We start from the raw sequence: 20065 nt of genomic DNA on the forward strand, positions 1-20065 counted from the left end.
CCCCGGTTTCAGATGTAAACGATGTCTACGGTTCTACACCCCGATAGCAGCGGGTCAGCCAACACATTTGGGACTGATACACCGCTATCGGGGCAAGCCCCCTCCCACATTTTGATCTGTGTTGGTTTTTAGTGTGCGGTTGCTTGTAAGCCAGCGAGCAATAGACGCTGATAGAGATCCTCCTTCAAACCCTCCGGCGAATCCAACCCCATCCGCTTCAGATGCTCGGGAAACGCCTGGGGCTCCGGGGCATCCAGCGCCGCCTTGCCCAACTCCAGAATCTCCGTCAGCTTGAATTTGCTCTTGAGCCAGTTCAAGGCGCGCAACAGATCCCGCTCTTCGTCCGTGAAATCGCTGCCCAGCGGATACTCCGGGAACAAACGTCGATGCCGCGCCTGGATACCCTGGAGCCGCTCCGGCGTGTTGTCGCTGAAGCGCGGATCGAGCTGGAAATCCTTGGGCAACTTGCCGGCCTTTTGCGCCTGTTCGATCAAGTCGGCCTGGAAGCGTGAGTCGGTGATGTTGAGCAACGCCTCGATCACCTTGGCATCCGTCTGCCCACGCAGGTCGGCAATGCCGTACTCAGTGATGACGATGTCCCGCAGGTGCCGAGGAATGGTGCAATGCCCATACTCCCAGACGATAGTGGAACTGACCTCACCCGCCGACTCACGCCAACTGCGCAGGATCAGGATCGAGCGCGCGCCCTCCAGCGCATGCCCCTGAGCCACAAAGTTGTATTGCCCGCCCACGCCGCTGAGCACGCGACCGTCCTCCAACTGGTCGGCCACGCCTGCGCCCAGCAACGTCACCGTGATCGCGCTGTTGATAAACCGTGCATCCTGGCGCTGCAGGCGCTTGAGTTCTTCCTGGCCGTACAGCTCGTTAATGTAGCTGATGCGGGTCATGTTGAATTCCAGGCGCTTGGCGTGGGTCATCTCCTGCAGGCGCTGGTAAAAACTGCGCGGCCCCAGGAAGAAACCGCCGTGGATCGAAACGCCGTCGGGCTGCGCCGCATCGTCCAGCAAACCGGCGTTGGCTTGCTCCTGGGTAGCCACATCCGGATAGACCTTGCGCCGGATAATCCCCGCATCCGCCAGCACCAACAGGCCGTTGACGAACATTTCGCTGCAACCGTAGAGGCCACGGGCGAAGGGCTCGACACCGCCTTCCCGGCTGATCAGCGGGGCCCACTGGTACACATCGATGTCCGTCAGCAGCAGTCGATAGGCTTCATTGTCTGCCTGGCGTGCCAGCAACGCGGCGGTCAGCGCATCCCCCATGGAGCCGATGCCGATCTGCAAGGTGCCCCCGTCGCGCACCAGGGTGCTGGCATGCAAGCCGATGAAATGGTCCTGGAACCCCACCGGCATGTTCGGTGTGGAGAACAGTGTGGTGCTGTCCTTTGCATCGATCAGGTAGTCGAACGCGTCCATGCCCAACTCCGAGTCGCCCGGCATGTAGGGCAACTCGGTGTGAACCTGGCCAACGATCAAGACGGTTTCGCCCGCTTCACGGCGCTTGGCGATCATGGGCAGCAGGTCGAGGGTGATGTCGGGGTTGCAGCTCAGGCTCAGGCGATCCGGGTGTTCGGCGCTGCTCGCGACCAACTGCGCCACCAGGTTCAAGCCGGCGGCGTTGATGTCGCGGGCGGCATGGCTGTAGTTGCTGCTGACATAGTCCTGCTGGGCCGAAGTGCTATGAAGCAGGCTGCCGGGCTGCATGAAGAACTGCTGCACATGGATATTCTTCGGCAGGCTGTCTGAATGCAGCGCGGCGAGAAACTCCAACTCTGGGTAATCACCAAACACCCGCTCGATAAAGGGTTCGAGAAAGCGTTTCTGCAAGCCATCGCCCAAGGTCGGGCGGCCCAGGCTCAACGCGGTGTAAATCGTCAGCGCCCGCTCCGGCAGCTTGGCGATACGCCGGTACAGTGCATTGGCAAACAGGTTGGGCTTGCCCAGCCCCAGGGGCATGCCCATGTGGATATGCGCCGGTAGCCGCGCGAGTACATCGTCAACTGCTTGCTCGATTGAACACAACTGCACCATCCGACCCTCCTGAACATTCCATGATTAGGGGTTGGACAGAGAATGGCGGGTCTTTGCTGCAAAGAACAGCCTCGAAACACACATCACACCCACAAAAAAGCCGCTCGTAAGCGGCATTTTTGACGAAGATCGACGGTTACAGGCCGGACATCTTCTTGATCGCGCCCTTCAGGTCATCATCCGAGCAATCCGCACAGGTGCCTTTAGGCGGCATGGCGTTGATACCGGTAATGGCCTTAGCCAGGATGCCATCAAGGCCGCCCTGGTGGTCGGCGCGTTCTTTCCAGGCAGCGGTGTCGCCGATTTTCGGCGCGCCCAGCAGCCCGGTACCGTGGCATGCGTTGCAGTGCTTGGCGATGATGTCGTCGGGCGTCTTCGCAGCGCCCCCGCCCGCAGCTACCGCCACTTCCATGCCCTTGCACTCCTGGCCCTGGACGCAGACTTGGCCAACCGGCTCCAGGCGCTTGGCAATGTCATCGTTGGTCGCAGCTTGAGCGCTGACAGCCCATAGGGCCAGTACGGTTGCTGGTGCAGCCAGCATTTTCATAATTAGGTTCACGCGTTCACCCTCAATGGTGGCTATTCACGCCTGCGGCCACGGTTTCGCAGGCGGCGAAAGTATAACGGTTAGCCCGCCTGGCCGAAACAACCCTATTAAATAAAGGGAGATTCGGTCTCACGGAATACAGCTCGGGGTCTCTGCAACGCTGGCAGGACGCCTCTTTTGTTAAAAGTTCGCGGGTGTGGCTGCGCTGATTAGTCGCGCCGGCACATCGAACGGATTACGGAAACGATGAGGCTTGGTGCTTTCAAAGTAGTAGCTATCGCCGGCTTCGAGCACAAAAGTTTCAAGACCGACCACCAACTCCAGACGGCCTTCCACCAGAATCCCGGTTTCCTCGCCCTCGTGGGTGAGCATTTCTTCGCCTGTATCGGCGCCAGGCGGGTAGATTTCATTGAGAAACGCAATTGCCCGGCTCGGGTGCGCACGGCCCACCAGCTTCATGGTGACGGCGCCGTCGGAGATGTCGATCAGCTCATTGGCTTTATAGACGATCTGCGTCGGTATTTCCTGGAGGATCTCCTCGGAAAAGAACTCGACCATGGACATGGGGATGCCGCCCAGCACCTTGCGCAAGGAACTGATCGAGGGGCTGACGCTGTTTTTTTCGATCATCGAAATGGTGCTGTTGGTGACACCCGCGCGCTTGGCGAGCTCACGCTGGGAAAGACCCTTCAGCTTACGGATGGATTGCAGTCGTTCACCGACGTCCAATGCGGGAGCCTCCTAGGATTCAGGCGTTGTTGTAATTGAGCGTTATCATGGCGACAGCGTTCAGTATTTACAACACTTGGGCCTAAATCCCAGGGAGCTGTGTTCGTCCCTGTCGCTCAAGCGCCGGAATAGAGCCTTGGCACACGACGCAGGTTGCAGAAGATCTGGTACGGGATGGTCTCGGCAGCGGCGGCGACGTCACTGGCGAGGATATTTTTGCCCCACAGCTCCACCGTGGAACCAAGACCCGCCTCGGGGACGTCCGTCAGGTCGATACACAGCATGTCCATGGACACGCGACCCAGCAATTGGCTGCGCTGCCCCGCCACCAGCACCGGCGTGCCGGTGGGCGCATGGCGCGGGTAGCCGTCGGCATAGCCCGTGGCAACCACGCCGATACGCATCGGTTTAGGTGTGATGAACCGGGCGCCGTAGCCCACCGGCTCGCCGGCTGGCAGTTCACGCACGCAGATCACTTTCGATTCCAGGGTCATCACCGGCTGCAAACGCGCGGCCAAGGCCTGGTCCTCACCAAACGGTGTGGCGCCATAAAGCATAATGCCAGGACGCACCCAGTCGCTGGATACGCTCGGCCAGCCCAGGACCGACGGCGAGTTGCGCAGGCTGACCTCCGCCACCAGGCCCTGGCGCGCCGCATCGAATACCGCCACTTGCTCGTTGCTGCTGACGCAATCGAGTTCATCGGCACGGGCAAAATGGCTCATCAACACAATCTTTGCGACTTTGCCGCTGGCCAGCAGGCGCTGGTAAGCCTCGTGGTAATCCTTGGGGTGCAGGCCAACGCGGTGCATCCCCGAATCGAGCTTGAGCCAGATGGTCAGCGGCGCGCTCAACCGGGCCTGTTCGATGGCCTCCAGTTGCCACAGCGAATGCACCACGCACCAGAAATCATGCTCGACGATCAGCGGCAACTCGTCGGCTTCGAAAAAGCCTTCCAGCAGCAGCACTGGCGCGCGAATACCAGCGGCGCGCAACTCCAGCGCCTCCTCGATGCACGCCACGGCAAACCCGTCGGCCTCGGCTTCCAGCGCCTGGGCAACGCGTACGGCACCATGGCCGTAGGCGTCGGCCTTGACCACGGCGAGGGCCTTGGCCCCCGTGACTTCACGGGCCAGTTGGTAGTTATGGCGCAAGGCTTGGAGGTCGATCAGGGCACGGGCAGGACGCATGGCGGCAGGCTTCTAGGCGGCAAAGTGAAGAAAAACCGGCGCCGACCAACAGCGTCAGCACCGGGAGAGGGAGCGTTGTTTAAGGCAGCGCGGCCATGACGGACAGCTCTACCAGGATTTCCGGTTCGCACAGCCTGGCTTCAACCGTGGCGCGGGCCGGGGCGACGCCTTTGGGCAGCCACTTGTCCCACACCGCGTTCATACCGGCGAAATCGGCGTCGATGTCCTTCAGGTAGATCGTCACCGACAGCAGCTTGGTTTTGTCGGTGCCGGCCAAGTCCAGCAAACGTTCGATATTGGCCAGGGTTTCACGGGTCTGCTGTTCGATCCCGGCGTTCATGTCGTCACCGACTTGCCCGGCCAGATACACGGTACCGCTGTGAACAACGATCTGGCTCATGCGCTCATTGGTGAGCTGGCGCTGGATTGACATGTTTTGCGGACTCCTGGTGGTTGCCATAACGGGAAATATCGAGGCCTTCGGCGCTGATCTGCGGCGTTTTCTTCGCCATCAGGTCGGCCAACAGGCGACCGGAGCCGCACGCCATGGTCCAACCGAGAGTGCCATGGCCGGTGTTGAGGAACAGGTTCTTGAACGGCGTGGCACCGACAATCGGCGTGCCGTCGGGTGTGGTCGGGCGCAGGCCGGTCCAGAACGTGGCTTCGGCCAGATCGCCGCCCTGAGGATAAAGGTCGTTGACGATCATCTCCAGGGTTTCACGCCGACGCGGGTTAAGCGACAGGTCAAAACCGGCTATTTCAGCCATGCCGCCGACGCGGATGCGGTTGTCGAAACGGGTGATGGCGACCTTGTAGGTCTCGTCGAGAATGGTCGACGTCGGCGCCATCGCCGAGTTGGTAATCGGCACGGTCAGCGAGTAGCCCTTGAGCGGGTACACCGGCGCCTTGATCCCCAGCGGCTTGAGCAGCTTCGGCGAGTAGCTGCCGAGGGCCAGCACGTAGCGGTCGGCGGTTTCCAACTTGCCGTCGATCCATACGCCGTTGATGCGGTCGCCGGCGGAGTCGAGGCGCTGGATGTCCTGTTCGAAGCGAAACTCCACACCCAACTGCTTGCACATCTCGGCAAGGCGGGTGGTGAACATCTGGCAGTCGCCGGTCTGGTCGTTGGGCAGGCGCAGGGCACCGGCGAGAATATCGGTGACGCTGGCCAGGGCCGGCTCAACACGGGCGATACCGGCGCGGTCGAGCAGCTCGAACGGCACACCGGACTCTTTCAAAACGGCAATGTCCTTGGCGGCGCCATCCAACTGGGCCTGGGTACGGAACAACTGGGTAGTCCCGAGGCTGCGGCCTTCGTAGGCGATGCCGGTTTGCGCACGTAATTCGTCGAGGCAGTCACGGCTGTACTCGGACAGGCGCACCATGCGCTCCTTGTTCACCGCATAACGGCTGGCGGTGCAGTTGCGCAGCATCTGCGCCATCCACAGGTATTGGTCGATATCGGCAGTGGCCTTGATCGCCAGCGGCGCGTGGCGTTGCAGCAGCCACTTGATGGCCTTGAGCGGCACGCCCGGCGCGGCCCATGGCGATGCATAGCCTGGGGACACCTGGCCGGCGTTGGCGAAACTGGTTTCCATGGCAGCCGCAGGCTGACGGTCGACTACAACGACTTCAAAGCCGGCCCGCGCCAAATAGTAGGCACTGGTCACACCAATGACGCCGCTACCTAAGACCAGAACGCGCATTTTTATATCCTCATCACGGGCTTAGCCGCTGACGTGTGTTATTCGAGCAATGATGGGCGCAGTATAAAAAGCAATCACCAGTGCATTTCACTATATAAATGCCTATATTTGGCGACAATTCTCGGCAAAAACCCTTTTCACAGAGGCGTATCCCCTATGCGTACCAACACCCAGACCAAGCGGGAGCTGGACAAGATCGACCGCAACATCCTGCGCATCCTGCAAACCGATGGGCGAATTTCGTTCACCGAGCTGGGGGAAAAGGTCGGGCTCTCCACCACGCCGTGTACCGAGCGGGTACGGCGACTGGAGCGCGAGGGGATCATCATGGGCTACAACGCGCGTCTAAACCCACAGCATTTGAAGGGAAGTTTGCTGGTATTTGTCGAGATCAGCCTCGATTACAAATCCGGCGACACCTTTGAAGAGTTCCGCCGCGCCGTGCTGAAACTGCCCCATGTCTTGGAGTGCCACCTGGTCTCGGGAGACTTCGACTACTTGGTGAAAGCGCGGATTTCCGAGATGGCCTCGTACCGCAAATTGCTCGGCGACATCCTGCTCAAGTTGCCCCATGTGCGGGAATCGAAGAGCTATATCGTGATGGAAGAGGTCAAGGAGAGCCTCAACCTGCCTATTCCCGATTAAACCAGCACCTGCCGGGTGCTCGCCATGTATTCATGGATCTGCTTTTCCACCCGTGGATGAATCAGCTCCACCGGCCCCCGCCCATTGGGGCATGGCAAGGTCTTCGTGGTACCGAACAGCCGACAGATCAGCGGCCGCTCGTCATACACGGTGCAGCCGTGGGGGCCCAGGTGCACACAGTTCAGCTCGTCCATTGCGGCGTCCTGCTCGGCAGCGGTCTTGCGTGGCAGGCGCGACATCTCCTCGGGCGAAGTGGTGACCGGCCCACAGCAGTCGTGGCAGCCGGGGACGCACTCGAACGAAGGAATCTGACGGCGCAGCGCGCTGATTTTCTGACTGTTGCAACTCATCGAAACAGGTACCGAACGGCGAATAGAGGTGGATTCTGAAGCAAAACGCCCCGCGCAGACAGCTTCGTCCGACCGCTGTATCCTGCGTCAAATTTTCCAAACAGGGATGCTCCCCATGACCGCCAGCGCCCGGCACACCTCTTCCTACTACGCCGCCAGCAGCGTACCGCAACCCGACTACCCGGCGTTGACGGGCGAGGTGGGCGCTGATGTGTGCGTGATCGGCGGCGGTTTCTCCGGGCTCAACACGGCCCTGGAGCTGGCTGAGCGCGGCTTCAGCGTGGTTCTGCTGGAGGCGCGCAAGATCGCCTGGGGCGCCAGCGGGCGCAATGGCGGCCAGTTGATTCGCGGCGTCGGTCATGGCCTGGAGCAGTTCACCAACGTGATCGGCACCGATGGCGTGCGCCAGATGAAGCTGATGGGCCTGGAAGCCGTGGAGATCGTGCGTGAACGTGTCGAACGCTACCAGATCCCCTGCGACCTGACCTGGGGCTACTGCGACCTGGCCAACAAGCCTCGCGACCTGCAAGGCCTTGCCGAAGACGCCGAAGAACTGCGCAGCCTTGGCTATCGCCACGAAGTACGCTTGCTGCAAGCGAGCGACATGGGCAGCGTCATCGGCTCCGACCGCTATGTGGGCGGCATGATCGACATGGGCTCGGGCCATCTTCACCCGCTGAACCTGGCGCTGGGTGAAGCAGCTGCGGCGCAGCAGTTAGGCGTGCGTTTGTTCGAACAGTCCGAAGTCACGCGTATCGACTACGGCCCCGAGGTCAAGGTGCACACCGCCCAGGGCCATGTGCGCGCCAAGACCCTGGTGCTGGCCTGCAATGCCTACCTGAATGGGCTGAACCCGCAATTGAGCGGCAAGGTGCTGCCCGCCGGCAGCTACATCATCGCCACCGAACCGTTGAGCGAAGCACAAGCCGCCAACCTGCTGCCGCAGAACATGGCGGTGTGTGACCAGCGCGTGACGGTGGATTACTTCCGGCTGTCCGCCGACCGTCGCCTGTTATTCGGCGGCGCCTGTCACTACTCCGGACGCGACCCCAAGGACATCGGCGCCTACATGCGGCCAAAGATGCTGCAGGTGTTCCCACAGCTGGCCGACGTGAAGATCGATTACCAATGGGGCGGCATGATCGGCATCGGCGCCAACCGCCTGCCGCAGATCGGCCGCCTGGCGGATCAGCCCAACGTGTATTACGCCCAGGCCTACGCAGGCCACGGCCTCAACGCCACACACCTGGCGGGCAAACTGCTGGCCGAAGCCATCAGCGGCCAGCAGCAGGGGCGTTTCGACCTGTTCGCCCGGGTGCCACACATCACCTTCCCCGGCGGCAAGCACCTGCGCTCGCCGCTGCTGGCCTTGGGAATGCTCTGGCACCGTCTCAAAGAGCTGGTCTGATCAATCGCGCCAGAAGGGTTTCAAGCCTTCCTGGCGGGCTTGCTCCAGGGTCAACCCAACGTCGCGCAATTGCTCGCGAGTCAAGTGCAGCAAGGCCTTGCGCGTATGGCGGCGGTGCCAGAACAAGCTCCAGCGGCTGATCTCGCGCGGCGACGTCGCCCGCTCTTGCCCAGCCTGCAATTCCTGACTGTGTAACGTCAGCCGCACATCACTCATGCCGTTCATTTTGCTGCCCCTCATTTGCCTGTTGCCATGAGTGGCTAGAATGGGCGAGCAGACAAAACCATTACAGATTCAACCAACCTTTATTAAATCCATACAGACACTGCCTATGCGCGGCTGAATCCTGTATTTTCCCCCTATCTGTACTGGTCCCCTGGGAGCGACCGCCATGACGCTTTACGTCAACCTCGCCGAATTGCTGGGCACACGCATCGAACAGGGGTTCTATCGCCCTGGTGATCGACTGCCGTCCGTACGCGCCTTGAGCGTGGAGCACGGGGTCAGCCTGAGCACCGTGCAGCAGGCGTATCGGTTGCTGGAAGACAATGGCCTGGCGATGCCCAAGCCCAAGTCTGGGTACTTTGTACCGGTGGGCCGGGAGTTGCCGGCGCTGCCCGAGGTCGGCCGCCCGGCCCAGCGCCCGGTGGAAATCTCCCAGTGGGATCTGGTGCTGGAACTGATTCGCGCCGTTCCGCGCAAAGACGTCATACAGATGGGCCGCGGCATGCCGGACGTATTGTCACCCACCCTCAAACCCCTGCTGCGCAGCCTGGCCCGCGTCAGCCGGCGCCAGGATCTGCCGGGGCTGTATTACGACAATATTCTCGGCTGTATGGAACTACGCGAGCAAATCGCCCGGCTGTCATTGGATTCTGGCTGCCAACTGACGGCCGAGGACATCGTGATTACCACCGGCTGCCACGAGGCGCTGTCCGCCAGCATCCACGCCATCTGCGAGCCGGGCGATATCGTCGCGGTGGACTCGCCCAGCTTCCACGGGGCCATGCAGACCCTCAAGGGCCTGGGCATGAAAGCCCTGGAAATCCCCACCGACCCGATCACCGGCATCAGCCTCGAAGCCCTGGAACTGGCACTGGAACAGTGGCCGATCAAGGTCATCCAGCTGACCCCCAACTGCAATAACCCGCTGGGCTACATCATGCCGGAAGCGCGCAAACGCGCATTGCTGACCCTGGCCCAGCGCTTTGACGTCGCGATCATCGAAGACGATGTGTATGGCGAACTGGCCTACAGCTACCCACGCCCGCGCACCATCAAATCCTTCGACGAAGACGGTCGTGTGCTGCTGTGCAGTTCGTTCTCCAAGACCCTGGCGCCAGGCCTGCGCATTGGTTGGGTCGCTCCGGGCCGGTACCTGGAGCGGGTACTGCACATGAAGTACATCAGCACCGGCTCCACCGCCACGCAGCCGCAGATCGCAATTGCCGAGTTTCTCAAAGGGGGTCATTTCGAACCGCATTTGCGACGGATGCGCACACAATACCAGCGTAATCGCGACCTGATGCTCGACTGGGTCAGCCGCTACTTCCCTGCCGGCACCCGCGCCAGCCGCCCACAAGGCAGCTTCATGCTGTGGATAGAACTGCCGGAAGGCTTCGACACCCTCAAGCTCAACCGCGCACTGGTGGAACAAGGCGTACAGGTGGCTGTGGGAAGCATCTTTTCCGCGTCGGGCAAGTACCGTAACTGCCTGCGCATGAACTACGCTGCCAAGCCTACCGCCCAGATTGAAGAGGCCGTGCGCAAAGTCGGCGCTGCCGCGATCAAGATGCTGGCCGAAACGGTGGACTGACCTTTCGCAAGAAACCGCCGTCATATGTCGACAACCGCCCTGACCTGGACACGACTCCCTTGATGATTCGACGGCTTTTACCGTTTTTCCTGCTGGGAGCCCTGGCCTTGAGCGGCTGCGCCACGGTGAGTACCCCGCGCATACCCAGCGATGCCCTGCCGGCCGCCCAATCGTCGTTCGGCCGCTCGATCCAGGCCCAGGCCGCGCCTTACCAGGGCCGTTCAGGTTTTCGCCTGCTGCCCAACAGCAGCGAAGCCTTCATGGCCCGCGCCGAGCTGATCCGCAATGCCCAGACCAGCCTTGACCTGCAGTACTACATCGTCCACGACGGCATCAGCACGCGGATGCTGGTGGATGAACTGCTCAAGGCCGCCGACCGTGGCGTGCGCGTGCGCATCCTGCTGGATGACACCACCAGCGACGGCCTCGACCAGATCATCGCCACCCTCGCCGCCCACCCCAAGATCGAGATTCGCCTGTTCAACCCCCTGCACCTGGGACGCAGCACCGGTGTGACGCGCGCCATGGGCCGCCTGTTCAACCTGTCGCTGCAACACCGGCGCATGCACAACAAGCTGTGGCTGGCGGACAACAGCGTGGCCATCGTCGGTGGGCGCAACCTGGGGGATGAGTATTTCGACGCCGAGCCCAACCTGAACTTCACCGATATCGACATGCTCAGCGTGGGGCCGGTGGCCGAGCAACTCGGGCACAGTTTCGATCAGTACTGGAACAGCGCCCTGAGCAAACCCATTGATGATTTCGTCTCCAATACGCCCTCCAAAGGTGACCTGGCCGCCGCGCGCCTGAGCCTGGAGGCGTCGCTGGCCGAATCGCGCCAGCAGAAGCACGCGCTGTACGCGCGCCTGCGCACCTACCAGACCCAGCCGCGCATGGACATCTGGCGCCGCGAACTGATCTGGGCCTGGAACCAGGCGTTGTGGGACGCACCCAGCAAGGTGCTGTCCAAGGCCGACCCGGACCCGCACCTGCTGCTGACCACGCAACTGGCCCCGGAGCTGGAAGGCGTCAACCATGAACTGATGATGATCTCGGCGTACTTCGTGCCGGGACAGCCCGGGCTGGTGTACCTGACGGGGCGCGCCGACGCGGGCGTATCGGTGAGCTTGTTGACCAACTCCCTTGAAGCCACCGACGTGCCTGCCGTACATGGCGGCTATGCACCGTACCGCAAGGCGCTGCTGGAGCACGGGGTAAAACTCTACGAGCTACGCCGCCAACCGGGTGACGGCGGCGGCAGCGGCCCGCACCTGTTTCGTCGAGGCACGTTCCGCGGCTCGGACTCGAGCCTGCACAGCAAGGCGATGATCTTTGATCGGCAAAAATCGTTTGTCGGCTCTTTCAATTTCGACCCGCGCTCCGTGCTGTGGAACACCGAGGTCGGCGTGCTGGTGGACAGCCCCGAACTGGCGGAACACGTGCGCAATCTCGCCCTGCAAGGCATGGCGCCGGCCCTGAGCTACGAGGCGAAACTGCAGGACGGCAACGTGGTATGGGTGACCGAAGACAACGGCCAACTGCACACCCTGACCCGTGAACCGGGCAGTTGGTGGCGACGGTTCAATGCCTGGTTCGCCACCTCGGTCGGCCTGGAACGCATGCTCTAGGAACAGCGAGGATCAAGCCGGCTGAGCAGCACCGAATGCGCCTTGGCGCAGCAACAGCACCACCAAACCCAAGGCCCCGCCCGCCATCAGCCACGGCAGCGCGTGCCCGCTGATCCATTGGCTGCCGGCGCCGGCCACCAGCGGGCCGATCAGGCAACCGATACCCCATAACTGCGCGATGTGGGCATTGGCACGCACCAGCGCATCGTCACGATAACGCTCGCCGATCAGGATCAGCGACAACGTGAACAACCCGCCGGCACTGGCGCCGAACAGCACCCATATTGGCCAGATCAGCAGCGTGTGCATCAGCAACGGAACCGCCAGGCTCGATGCCAGCAACAGCAGTGCGCAACTCAAAAACAGCGTGCGTCGTGGCAGATAATCCGCCAGTGCCCCGATGGGCAGCTGCAGCAGCGCGTCCCCGACCACCACCGTGCTGACCATCGTCAAGGCAATTTCGGCAGTGAAGCCCTGTTGCAGGCAATACACCGGCAGCAGCGTCAGGATCATCGCCTCAAACGCGGCGAACAGCGCCACCGCCCAGGCAATCGCCGGCAGGCTCAGGCAGAAGCGCCACAAATCCGCGAAGGTCACGCTGAACGATTCGGCACTGGGCGCACCAGAGCGACCCAGCAATGCCAGCGGAGCCACCACCAGCAGGCCAACGCCGACCCAGAAGCCATAGTCATGGCCGGTGCCGATCAGGCCCAGCAGCAACGGGCCCGAGAGCTGGCTCAAGGCATAACTGCAGCCATACAGCGCCACCAGCCGGCCACGCCACTGCTCCACCACCAACTGGTTGATCCAGCTTTCACCGAGGATAAACACGATGGTCAGGATCACCCCGATCATCAGGCGCAACACCAGCCATATCGGGTAGCTGGGCAGAATGGCCAGCAAACCGATGGACACCGCGCCAGCCCACAGGCACAGACGCATGAGATTCGCGGTGCCGAGCCAGGCGGCCAGACGGCTGGAGACCTTGGCGCCGAGCAATACGCCAAAGGCCGGCATGGCGGCCATTACGCCAATCGCGAAACTGCCGTAGCCCCAGCCCTCCAGGCGCAGGGAGACCAGCGGCATGCTGACGCCCAGGGCCAGGCCGACACTGAGCACCGAGGCCAGGACGGCGAAATAGGTCGCCCAACGCATTGCCACGCTCCTGTGGATAATCATGGGTTCACACAAAACAGTGTGGGAGGGGGCTTGCTCCCGATTGCAGTGGATCATTGAGCACTGTTAGTGCCTGACACACTGCTATCGGGGCAAGCCCCCTCCCACATTTGCCTGCGGTGTTGCTTACAGCTTGATCCAGGTCGCCTTCAGCTCGGTGTACTTGTCGAACGCATGCAGCGACTTGTCGCGACCATTACCCGACTGCTTGAAGCCGCCAAACGGTGCGGTCATGTCGCCGCCGTCGTATTGGTTGACCCACACGCTACCGGCACGCAGGGCCTTGGCGGTGAGGTGCGCCTTGGAAATGTCCGACGTCCACACCGCAGCGGCGAGGCCGTATTGGGTGTCGTTGGCGATCTTGATCGCTTCCTCGGCGCCGTCAAAGGTGATCACCGACAGCACCGGGCCGAAGATCTCTTCCTGGGCGATTCTCATGGCGTTGGTTACACCGTCGAAAATCGTCGGCTCGACGTAGGTGCCGCCCGTCTCTTCCAGGATGCGCTTGCCACCCGCCACCAACTTGGCGCCGTCAGTGTGGCCGGCTTCGATGTACGACAGCACGGTGTTCATCTGCTGGGTGTCCACCAGGGCACCGACGTTGGTCGCCGGGTCCAGCGGGTTGCCGGGCTTCCAGCCCTTGAGGGCCTCGATCACCAGCGGCAGGAAGGTGTCCTTGATCGAACGTTCCACCAGCAGGCGCGAACCGGCAGTGCAGACTTCACCCTGGTTGAAGGCGATGGCGCTGGCAGCGGATTCGGCAGCGGCTTGCAGGTTCGGAGCATCGGCAAAAACGATGTTCGGGCTCTTGCCGCCGGCTTCCAGCCATACACGCTTCATGTTCGATTCGCCGGAGCGGATCAACAGTTGCTTGGCGATCTTGGTCGAACCGGTGAACACCAGTGTGTCGACGTCCATGTGCAGCGCCAGCGCATTGCCGACGGTGTGGCCGTAGCCCGGCAGCACGTTGAACACGCCTTTCGGAATACCGGCTTCAACGGCCAGGGCCGCGATGCGGATGGCGGTGAGTGGAGATTTTTCGGACGGCTTGAGGATCACCGAGTTACCGGTGGACAGCGCCGGGCCGAGTTTCCAGCAGGCCATCATCAGCGGGAAGTTCCACGGCACGATGGCACCCACCACGCCGACCGGCTCGCGGGTCACCAGACCCAACTGATCGTGCGGGGTGGCTGCGACTTCGTCGTAGATCTTGTCGATTGCCTCGCCGCTCCAGCTCAGGGCATTTGCCGCGCCGGGTACGTCAATGTTCAGGGAGTCACTGATCGGCTTGCCCATGTCCAGGGTTTCGAGCAGCGCCAGTTCTTCGGCATTGGCCTTGAGCAGCGCGGCGAAACGGATCATGGTGGCTTTGCGTTTGGCCGGCGCGAGGCGCGACCAGACACCGGAATTGAAGGTGGCGCGGGCATTTTCTACGGCGCGCTGGGCATCGGCGGCGTCACAACTGGCAACACTGGTCAGCAGGCGACCATCGACCGGGCTGATGCATTCGAAGGTGTCGCCGGAAACAGCAGCGGTGTATTCGCCATTGATGTAGGCGCGGCCTTCGATCTTCAGATCCTTGGCGCGTTGTTCCCAGTCGGCACGGGTCAGGGTGGTCATGCGAGTGTCCTCCTCTTATTGAATACAAGGGCCAGGCGATGTCCCCCGGCAGCCTCAAAGAATGCTTGCCCGCCAGCCAGCTGTTCGGCTCAAAGGCAGCTGCCACCCTAAACCAGCGGCCAGGGATGTTTCAATATATTTGACATAACCGCGGTAAACGCCCTTGCGATGTTCATTTTAATAAACATAGACTTTGGGCTCTCCAACCGCAGGCCAGACGGGACACGCACATGAGCATCCAGGACATCGTCGACTTCAGCCAGGCCAACACCGCCCCAGACCGCTACCGCCCTGCCGCAGAAAAAATCCTCAAGGGCGATCCCGAACAAACGGTGTACAACCATTACAACAGCCCGTGCGGCCAGATGAACGCCGGTGTCTGGGAAGGTGAGGTCGGGCAGTGGCAGGTCAACTACAGCGAGCATGAGTATTGCGAGATCGTGCAGGGCGTCTCTGTATTGCGCGACGCCGAGGGCAATGCGAAGACCTTGCGTGCCGGCGACCGCTTCGTGATCCCCGCCGGCTTCAGCGGCACCTGGGAAGTGCTGGAGCCGTGCCGCAAGATCTACGTGGTGTTCGAGCAGAAAGCCTGATCAGTAAATCCGACGCAAAAAAAAGCCCGTATCGTGAGATACGGGCTTTTTTCACAAGGAGGAAAATCAATTACTTGATTTTGCCTTCTTTGTAGATCACGTGCTTGCGAACGCGCGGGTCGAACATTTTCTTTTCGAGCTTGTCCGGGGTAGTACGCTTGTTCTTGTCGGTAGTGTAGAAGTGACCAGTACCGGCGCTAGAGATCATTCGAATCAATTCACGCATGATAGAGCTCCTTAGATCTTGCCAGCGGCGCGGATTTCGGCCAGCACGACAGTGATGCCACGCTTGTCGATAATACGCATGCCTTTGGCAGATACACGCAGGCGAACAAAACGTTTCTCTTCTTCAACCCAGAAGCGGTGATGCTGCAGGTTCGGCAGGAAACGACGACGGGTTTTGTTATTTGCGTGGGAAATGTTATTCCCAGTCACCGGACCCTTACCGGTAACTTGACAGACTCTCGACATGCCTCAGCCCTCTAAAACCACATGCCCAACCCGGCATGGGTTGGCCGCTTAATCTCTCAGTCATTTGGCGCCAGGCGCCGCGTTTCTTTAGGGTCTTACCGGCTACACCTACAAGCGAAGGAACCGGGCCCCTAGAAAAGAGCGCTGCTTTATACCAGAAAGACCCATGTGCAACAACAGCCCGTGTATTTTTACCGGCGTAAATCTCGGCGACAGACGCCCGAACCGTTGCCAGGAGGGGCCGCTGTAACAACCGACCGCTCGTCGCACAGAATGATTTACAGCGCTCGCGCGCGCAGCAAAGCGCACAGCGAAACGCGCTGGGGTGCCATCAAAACAGTATTTGAAGCAAAAGCACAGGCAAAAATGGGCTAGTCATTTATCAACCAGACCACTACGGTAGGGCTTTTCCAGACTGCACTCGCAGATGGGCCTTCGATCTGCAAAGGAAACCGAACATGCGCCTCGCTGCCCTACCGCTATTGCTAGCCCCTCTATTTATCGCGCCGCTGGCCTCTGCCGCCAGCAACTTGAGCGTCTGCACCGAGGCCAGCCCCGAAGGGTTCGATGTGGTGCAATACAACTCGCTGACCACCACCAACGCCTCGGCCGATGTGCTGATGAATCGCCTGGTGGACTACGACGCGGCCAGCGGCAAACTGGTGCCCAGCCTGGCGGACAGCTGGGACGTCTCGCCGGATGGCCTGACCTATACCTTCAAGCTGCACCCGGACGTGAAATTCCATCGCACCGAGTATTTCACCCCAAGCCGCACCCTGACCGCCGAAGACGTGCGCTTCAGCTTCGAACGCATGCTCGACCCGGCCAACCCGTGGCACAAGATCGCCCAGAGCGGCTTCCCCCACGCCCAGTCCCTGCAATTGCCAACGCTGGTCAAGAAGATCGATGCCCTCGACCCGCTGACCGTGCGCTTTACCCTCGATCACGCCGACTCCACCTTCCTCGCGGCCCTGAGCATGGGCTTTGCCTCGATCTACCCGGCGGAATACGCCGACAAACTGCTCAAGGCCGGCACGCCGGAGAAGCTCAACAGCCAGCCGATCGGCACCGGGCCGTTCATCTTCAGCCGTTTCCAGAAAGATGCCGTGGTGCGCTACAAGGCCAACCCGGACTATTTTGCCGGCAAACCGGCTGTGGATAACTTGATCTTCGCCATTACCCCGGACGCCAACGTGCGCCTGCAGAAACTGCATCGCAACGAATGCCAGATCGCCCTGTCGCCCAAGCCCCTGGATGTGGGCGAGGCCGAAAAGGACCCCGCACTCAAGGTAGAAAAAACCGCAGCATTCATGACCGCATTCGTGGCCATCAACAGCCAGCACCCACCGTTGGACAAGCCCGAGGTGCGCCAGGCCATTAACCTGGCCTTCGACAAGGGCAGCTACCTCAAGGCGGTGTTTGAAGGCACCGCCGAAGCCGCCAACGGCCCGTACCCGCCCAATACCTGGAGCTACGCCAAAGACTTGCCGGGTTATCCACAGGACCTCGCCAAGGCCAAGGCCTTGCTGGACCGTGCCGGCCTCAAGGACGGCTTCAAGACCACCCTCTGGACGCGCCCCACCGGCAGCCTGCTGAACCCTAACCCGAACCTCGGCGCGCAACTGCTGCAGGCGGACCTGGCCAAGGTGGGCATCCAGGCCGAGATCCGCGTGATCGAATGGGGCGAGCTGATTCGCCGCGCCAAAGCGGGTGAACACGACCTGCTGTTCATGGGCTGGGCCGGCGACAACGGCGACCCGGATAACTTCCTGACCCCACAGTTTTCCTGCGCGGCGGTTAAATCCGGCACCAACTTCGCCCGCTACTGTGACCCGACGCTGGACAAGCTGATCAGCGCCGGCAAGACCACCAGCGAACAAGGTGTACGCAGCAAGCTGTACCAGCAGGCCCAGGCGCAGATCCAGCAACAGGCGCTGTGGTTGCCGCTGGCGCACCCGACGGCGTTCGCCCTGGCGCGCAAGAGCGTCGAGGGCTACCAGGTGAGCCCATTCGGGCGCCAGGATTTCTCGAAGGTCAGCGTCAAGCCCTAAGCTGCAAGCTGCAAGCTGCAAGCTGCAAGCCCGTTTGAGGCTTGCAGCTGTTCCGTCCTACATCCACCCATATTCCGCCATCGACAACGGATCACCGTCCCCCACGATGATGTGATCCAGTACCCGCACATCCACCACTTCCAGGGCCTTTTGCAGCAGCTTGGTCAATTTTCGATCAGCCGCGCTGGGCTCCACGCTCCCGGAAGGATGGTTGTGACACAGAATCAACGCCGCCGCGTTATAGGCCAGGGCGCGCTTGACCACTTGCCGCGGGTAGACCACGGCAGCGTCGATGGTCCCCTCGGACAACACTTCGAACCCCAGCACCCGATGCTTTGAATCGAGAAACAGGCAGCCGAAAACTTCATGGGGCTCATGGCGCAACAGCGACTTGAGGTAATTGCGCACGGCCACCGGGCTTTCCAGCACCGAATCGCTGCGCAGGCGTTCGGCCATATGGCGCCGGGACATTTCCAGTACCGCCTGCAACTGCGCAAACTTCGCCGGCCCCAAGCCCAATTGCTGGCTGAACACCGCCTGGCTGGCTTCCAGCAGCGGGCGCAAACCGCCAAATTGCGCCAGCAGATGGCGCGCCAGGTCCACCGCGCTCCTGCCGGTTACCCCGGTGCGCAGGAAGATCGCCAGCAATTCAGCATCGGACAGACTCGCAGCACCCCACTCCAAAAGCTTCTCTCGCGGCCGCTCTGCCGCCGGCCAATCACGAATACTCATTCCACCTCCCTGTGCATGTGCGCCGCTGTTGCGGGGCGGGCGCTGTGTTATCGTAGGCCCTCTTTTTTGCGTGCGATTTCACCTGGGGAGGGGGCATCGCAGGCGTCACTGAACTGGCTTCACTGAACTGGAAAGGCAAACCAATGCAGCGTCTGTATCGGAAACGCATCGTTCTCGGCGTCGGCGGCGGCATTGCCGCCTACAAGAGCGCAGAGCTGGTCCGCAGGCTTCTCGACCAGGGCGCTGAAGTGCGCGTGGTCATGACCCGCGGCGGCAGTGAGTTCATTACTCCGCTGACCATGCAGGCCTTGTCCGGACACCCGGTTCACCTGGACCTGCTGGACCCGGCAGCCGAAGCCGCCATGGGTCATATCGAACTTGCCAAGTGGGCCGACCTGGTACTGATCGCCCCAGCCACCGCCGACCTGATTGCGCGCCTGGCGCAAGGCATTGCCGATGACCTGCTGACCACCCTGGTACTGGCCACCGACGCCACCGTCGCCATCGCCCCGGCCATGAATCAGGCCATGTGGCGCGACCCGGCGACCCAGGCCAACACCCAGCTCCTGCAAAGTCGTGGCCTCAAGGTGTTCGGCCCGGCCTCCGGCAGCCAGGCCTGCGGCGATGTCGGCATGGGCCGCATGCTCGAAGCCACCGACCTGGCATTGTGCGCCGCCGAATGCTTCCAGCACCTGGCCCTGACCGGCCGGCACGTGCTGATTACGGCCGGCCCGACCCAGGAAAACATCGACCCGGTACGCTACATCACCAACCATAGCTCAGGAAAAATGGGCTTTGCCTTGGCGGAAGCCGCGGTCGAGGCAGGCGCACGCGTTACCCTGATCACCGGTCCGGTGCACTTGCCGACCCCCGATCGCGTCACGCGAATCGACGTAGTCAGCGCCCGGGACATGTTGGCCGCCTGTGAGGCCGCCATTCCCTGTGACCTGTTTATCGCTTCGGCAGCGGTTGCAGACTACCGCCCTGAAGTCGTCGCCCCGCAAAAGCTCAAGAAAGACCCTACGAGCGGTGACGGGCTGCTCCTGCAAATGGTGCGCAACCCGGACATCCTGGCCACAATCGCCACGCGTCCGGACCGCCCGTTCAGTGTCGGCTTTGCCGCCGAGACCGAGCACCTGCTGGACTACGCCGCACGCAAACTGAAAGACAAAAACCTCGACCTGATCGTTGCCAATGATGTCGCCAACCCGAGCATCGGCTTCAACAGCGAGGAAAACGCCTGCAGCGTGATCGACCGCGAGCTGCACGCCACTCTTTTCGCCCAGACCAGCAAAGGCAAGATTGCCCGCCAACTGATCTCTTTTATCGCCCAACGGCTGAACCAGGTTTAA

At 61.6% G+C, this 20065-nt stretch carries 20 protein-coding genes; 7 read left to right on the plus strand and 13 right to left on the minus strand.

The genetic code is table 11. The features are described 5' to 3' along the window. Positions 1–128: 128 nt before the first annotated feature. The 6 genes from BLW22_RS29015 to dadA form a co-directional block, all read right to left on the minus strand. Complete coding sequence (locus tag BLW22_RS29015; RefSeq protein WP_074847971.1) at positions 129–2051, minus strand: acetyl-CoA hydrolase/transferase C-terminal domain-containing protein; 1923 nt, start codon at positions 2049–2051, stop codon at positions 129–131. Positions 2052–2187: 136 nt separating this feature from the next. Beyond that, positions 2188–2598, minus strand: a complete 411-nt coding sequence (locus BLW22_RS29020; protein ID WP_043293857.1) for a c-type cytochrome — start codon at positions 2596–2598, stop codon at positions 2188–2190. A gap of 180 nt (positions 2599–2778) precedes the next feature. Next, on the minus strand, positions 2779–3327 hold the full coding sequence (locus BLW22_RS29025; protein ID WP_003176893.1) for a cupin domain-containing protein: 549 nt from the start codon (positions 3325–3327) through the stop codon (positions 2779–2781). A gap of 116 nt (positions 3328–3443) precedes the next feature. After that, positions 3444–4517 (minus strand): alanine racemase, encoded by a 1074-nt coding sequence (alr, locus tag BLW22_RS29030; protein ID WP_065948739.1) that lies wholly within the window; start codon positions 4515–4517, stop codon positions 3444–3446. A gap of 79 nt (positions 4518–4596) precedes the next feature. Next, positions 4597–4950, minus strand: coding sequence for a RidA family protein (locus BLW22_RS29035; RefSeq protein WP_074847973.1), 354 nt, complete (start codon positions 4948–4950; stop codon positions 4597–4599). Then, positions 4922–6223 carry a D-amino acid dehydrogenase gene (gene dadA / locus BLW22_RS29040; RefSeq protein ID WP_074847975.1) on the minus strand — a complete coding sequence of 434 codons (1302 nt, stop codon included), beginning with the start codon at positions 6221–6223 and terminating at the stop codon, positions 4922–4924. The genes BLW22_RS29035 and dadA overlap by 29 nt, the downstream gene beginning before the upstream one ends. Before the next feature lie 156 nt (positions 6224–6379). Between dadA and BLW22_RS29045 the strand changes: the two genes are divergently transcribed. Continuing rightward, positions 6380–6868 carry an Lrp/AsnC ligand binding domain-containing protein gene (locus BLW22_RS29045; RefSeq protein WP_003176896.1) on the plus strand — a complete coding sequence of 163 codons (489 nt, stop codon included), beginning with the start codon at positions 6380–6382 and terminating at the stop codon, positions 6866–6868. Here BLW22_RS29045 and BLW22_RS29050 read toward each other — a convergent pair. After that, positions 6865–7218 carry a YkgJ family cysteine cluster protein gene (locus tag BLW22_RS29050; protein WP_065926704.1) on the minus strand — a complete coding sequence of 118 codons (354 nt, stop codon included), beginning with the start codon at positions 7216–7218 and terminating at the stop codon, positions 6865–6867. The two genes, BLW22_RS29045 and BLW22_RS29050, sit on opposite strands and share 4 nt — an antisense overlap. 115 nt (positions 7219–7333) lie before the next feature. On the opposite strand from BLW22_RS29050, the gene BLW22_RS29055 reads away from it, so the two are divergent. Further along, entirely contained in the window at positions 7334–8626 is a 1293-nt protein-coding gene (locus BLW22_RS29055) for an NAD(P)/FAD-dependent oxidoreductase (RefSeq protein ID WP_074847978.1), read from the plus strand. Here the strand turns inward: BLW22_RS29055 and BLW22_RS29060 are convergent, their stop codons facing one another. Beyond that, positions 8627–8851 (minus strand): DUF1127 domain-containing protein, encoded by a 225-nt coding sequence (locus tag BLW22_RS29060; RefSeq protein ID WP_065926706.1) that lies wholly within the window; start codon positions 8849–8851, stop codon positions 8627–8629. A gap of 166 nt (positions 8852–9017) precedes the next feature. Between BLW22_RS29060 and BLW22_RS29065 the strand changes: the two genes are divergently transcribed. Both BLW22_RS29065 and BLW22_RS29070 read left to right on the plus strand, forming a co-directional pair. After that, the gene (locus BLW22_RS29065; RefSeq protein WP_065926707.1) at positions 9018–10442 is read left to right on the plus strand and encodes an aminotransferase-like domain-containing protein; all 1425 of its coding nucleotides are present in this window, start codon (positions 9018–9020) and stop codon (positions 10440–10442) included. Between the two features lie 62 nt (positions 10443–10504). Then, positions 10505–12070, plus strand: a complete 1566-nt coding sequence (locus tag BLW22_RS29070) for a phospholipase D family protein (RefSeq protein WP_065926708.1) — start codon at positions 10505–10507, stop codon at positions 12068–12070. Positions 12071–12082: 12 nt separating this feature from the next. Here BLW22_RS29070 and BLW22_RS29075 read toward each other — a convergent pair whose 3' ends face one another. Together BLW22_RS29075 and BLW22_RS29080 are read right to left on the minus strand one after the other, a co-directional pair. Next, a complete protein-coding gene (locus tag BLW22_RS29075) occupies positions 12083–13225 on the minus strand; it encodes an MFS transporter (protein WP_074847980.1) in 1143 nt (380 codons plus the stop codon). 147 nt (positions 13226–13372) lie between these two features. Then, positions 13373–14866 carry an aldehyde dehydrogenase gene (locus BLW22_RS29080; protein WP_027608295.1) on the minus strand — a complete coding sequence of 498 codons (1494 nt, stop codon included), beginning with the start codon at positions 14864–14866 and terminating at the stop codon, positions 13373–13375. A 230-nt stretch (positions 14867–15096) separates the two neighbouring features. On the opposite strand from BLW22_RS29080, the gene BLW22_RS29085 reads away from it, so the two are divergent. Next, positions 15097–15459, plus strand: a complete 363-nt coding sequence (locus tag BLW22_RS29085) for a cupin domain-containing protein (RefSeq protein WP_027608294.1) — start codon at positions 15097–15099, stop codon at positions 15457–15459. A 70-nt stretch (positions 15460–15529) separates the two neighbouring features. Here the strand turns inward: BLW22_RS29085 and rpmG are convergent, their stop codons facing one another. Further along, positions 15530–15685, minus strand: a complete 156-nt coding sequence (gene rpmG / locus BLW22_RS29090) for a 50S ribosomal protein L33 (RefSeq protein WP_003176906.1) — start codon at positions 15683–15685, stop codon at positions 15530–15532. Between the two features lie 11 nt (positions 15686–15696). After that, positions 15697–15930, minus strand: a complete 234-nt coding sequence (gene rpmB / locus BLW22_RS29095; RefSeq protein WP_003176907.1) for a 50S ribosomal protein L28 — start codon at positions 15928–15930, stop codon at positions 15697–15699. Positions 15931–16388: 458 nt separating this feature from the next. Here rpmB and BLW22_RS29100 point away from each other — a divergent pair, with 458 nt between their 5' ends. Further along, positions 16389–17981, plus strand: a complete 1593-nt coding sequence (locus tag BLW22_RS29100) for an ABC transporter substrate-binding protein (RefSeq protein WP_065926710.1) — start codon at positions 16389–16391, stop codon at positions 17979–17981. Positions 17982–18038: 57 nt separating this feature from the next. Here the strand turns inward: BLW22_RS29100 and radC are convergent, their stop codons facing one another. Next, positions 18039–18713 (minus strand): RadC family protein, encoded by a 675-nt coding sequence (gene radC / locus BLW22_RS29105; protein WP_065926711.1) that lies wholly within the window; start codon positions 18711–18713, stop codon positions 18039–18041. A 143-nt stretch (positions 18714–18856) separates the two neighbouring features. On the opposite strand from radC, the gene coaBC reads away from it, so the two are divergent. After that, complete coding sequence (coaBC, locus tag BLW22_RS29110) at positions 18857–20065, plus strand: bifunctional phosphopantothenoylcysteine decarboxylase/phosphopantothenate--cysteine ligase CoaBC (protein ID WP_027608291.1); 1209 nt, start codon at positions 18857–18859, stop codon at positions 20063–20065.

The sequence above is a fragment of the Pseudomonas marginalis genome (genome assembly GCF_900105325.1).
GTDB lineage: Bacteria > Pseudomonadota > Gammaproteobacteria > Pseudomonadales > Pseudomonadaceae > Aquipseudomonas > Aquipseudomonas marginalis.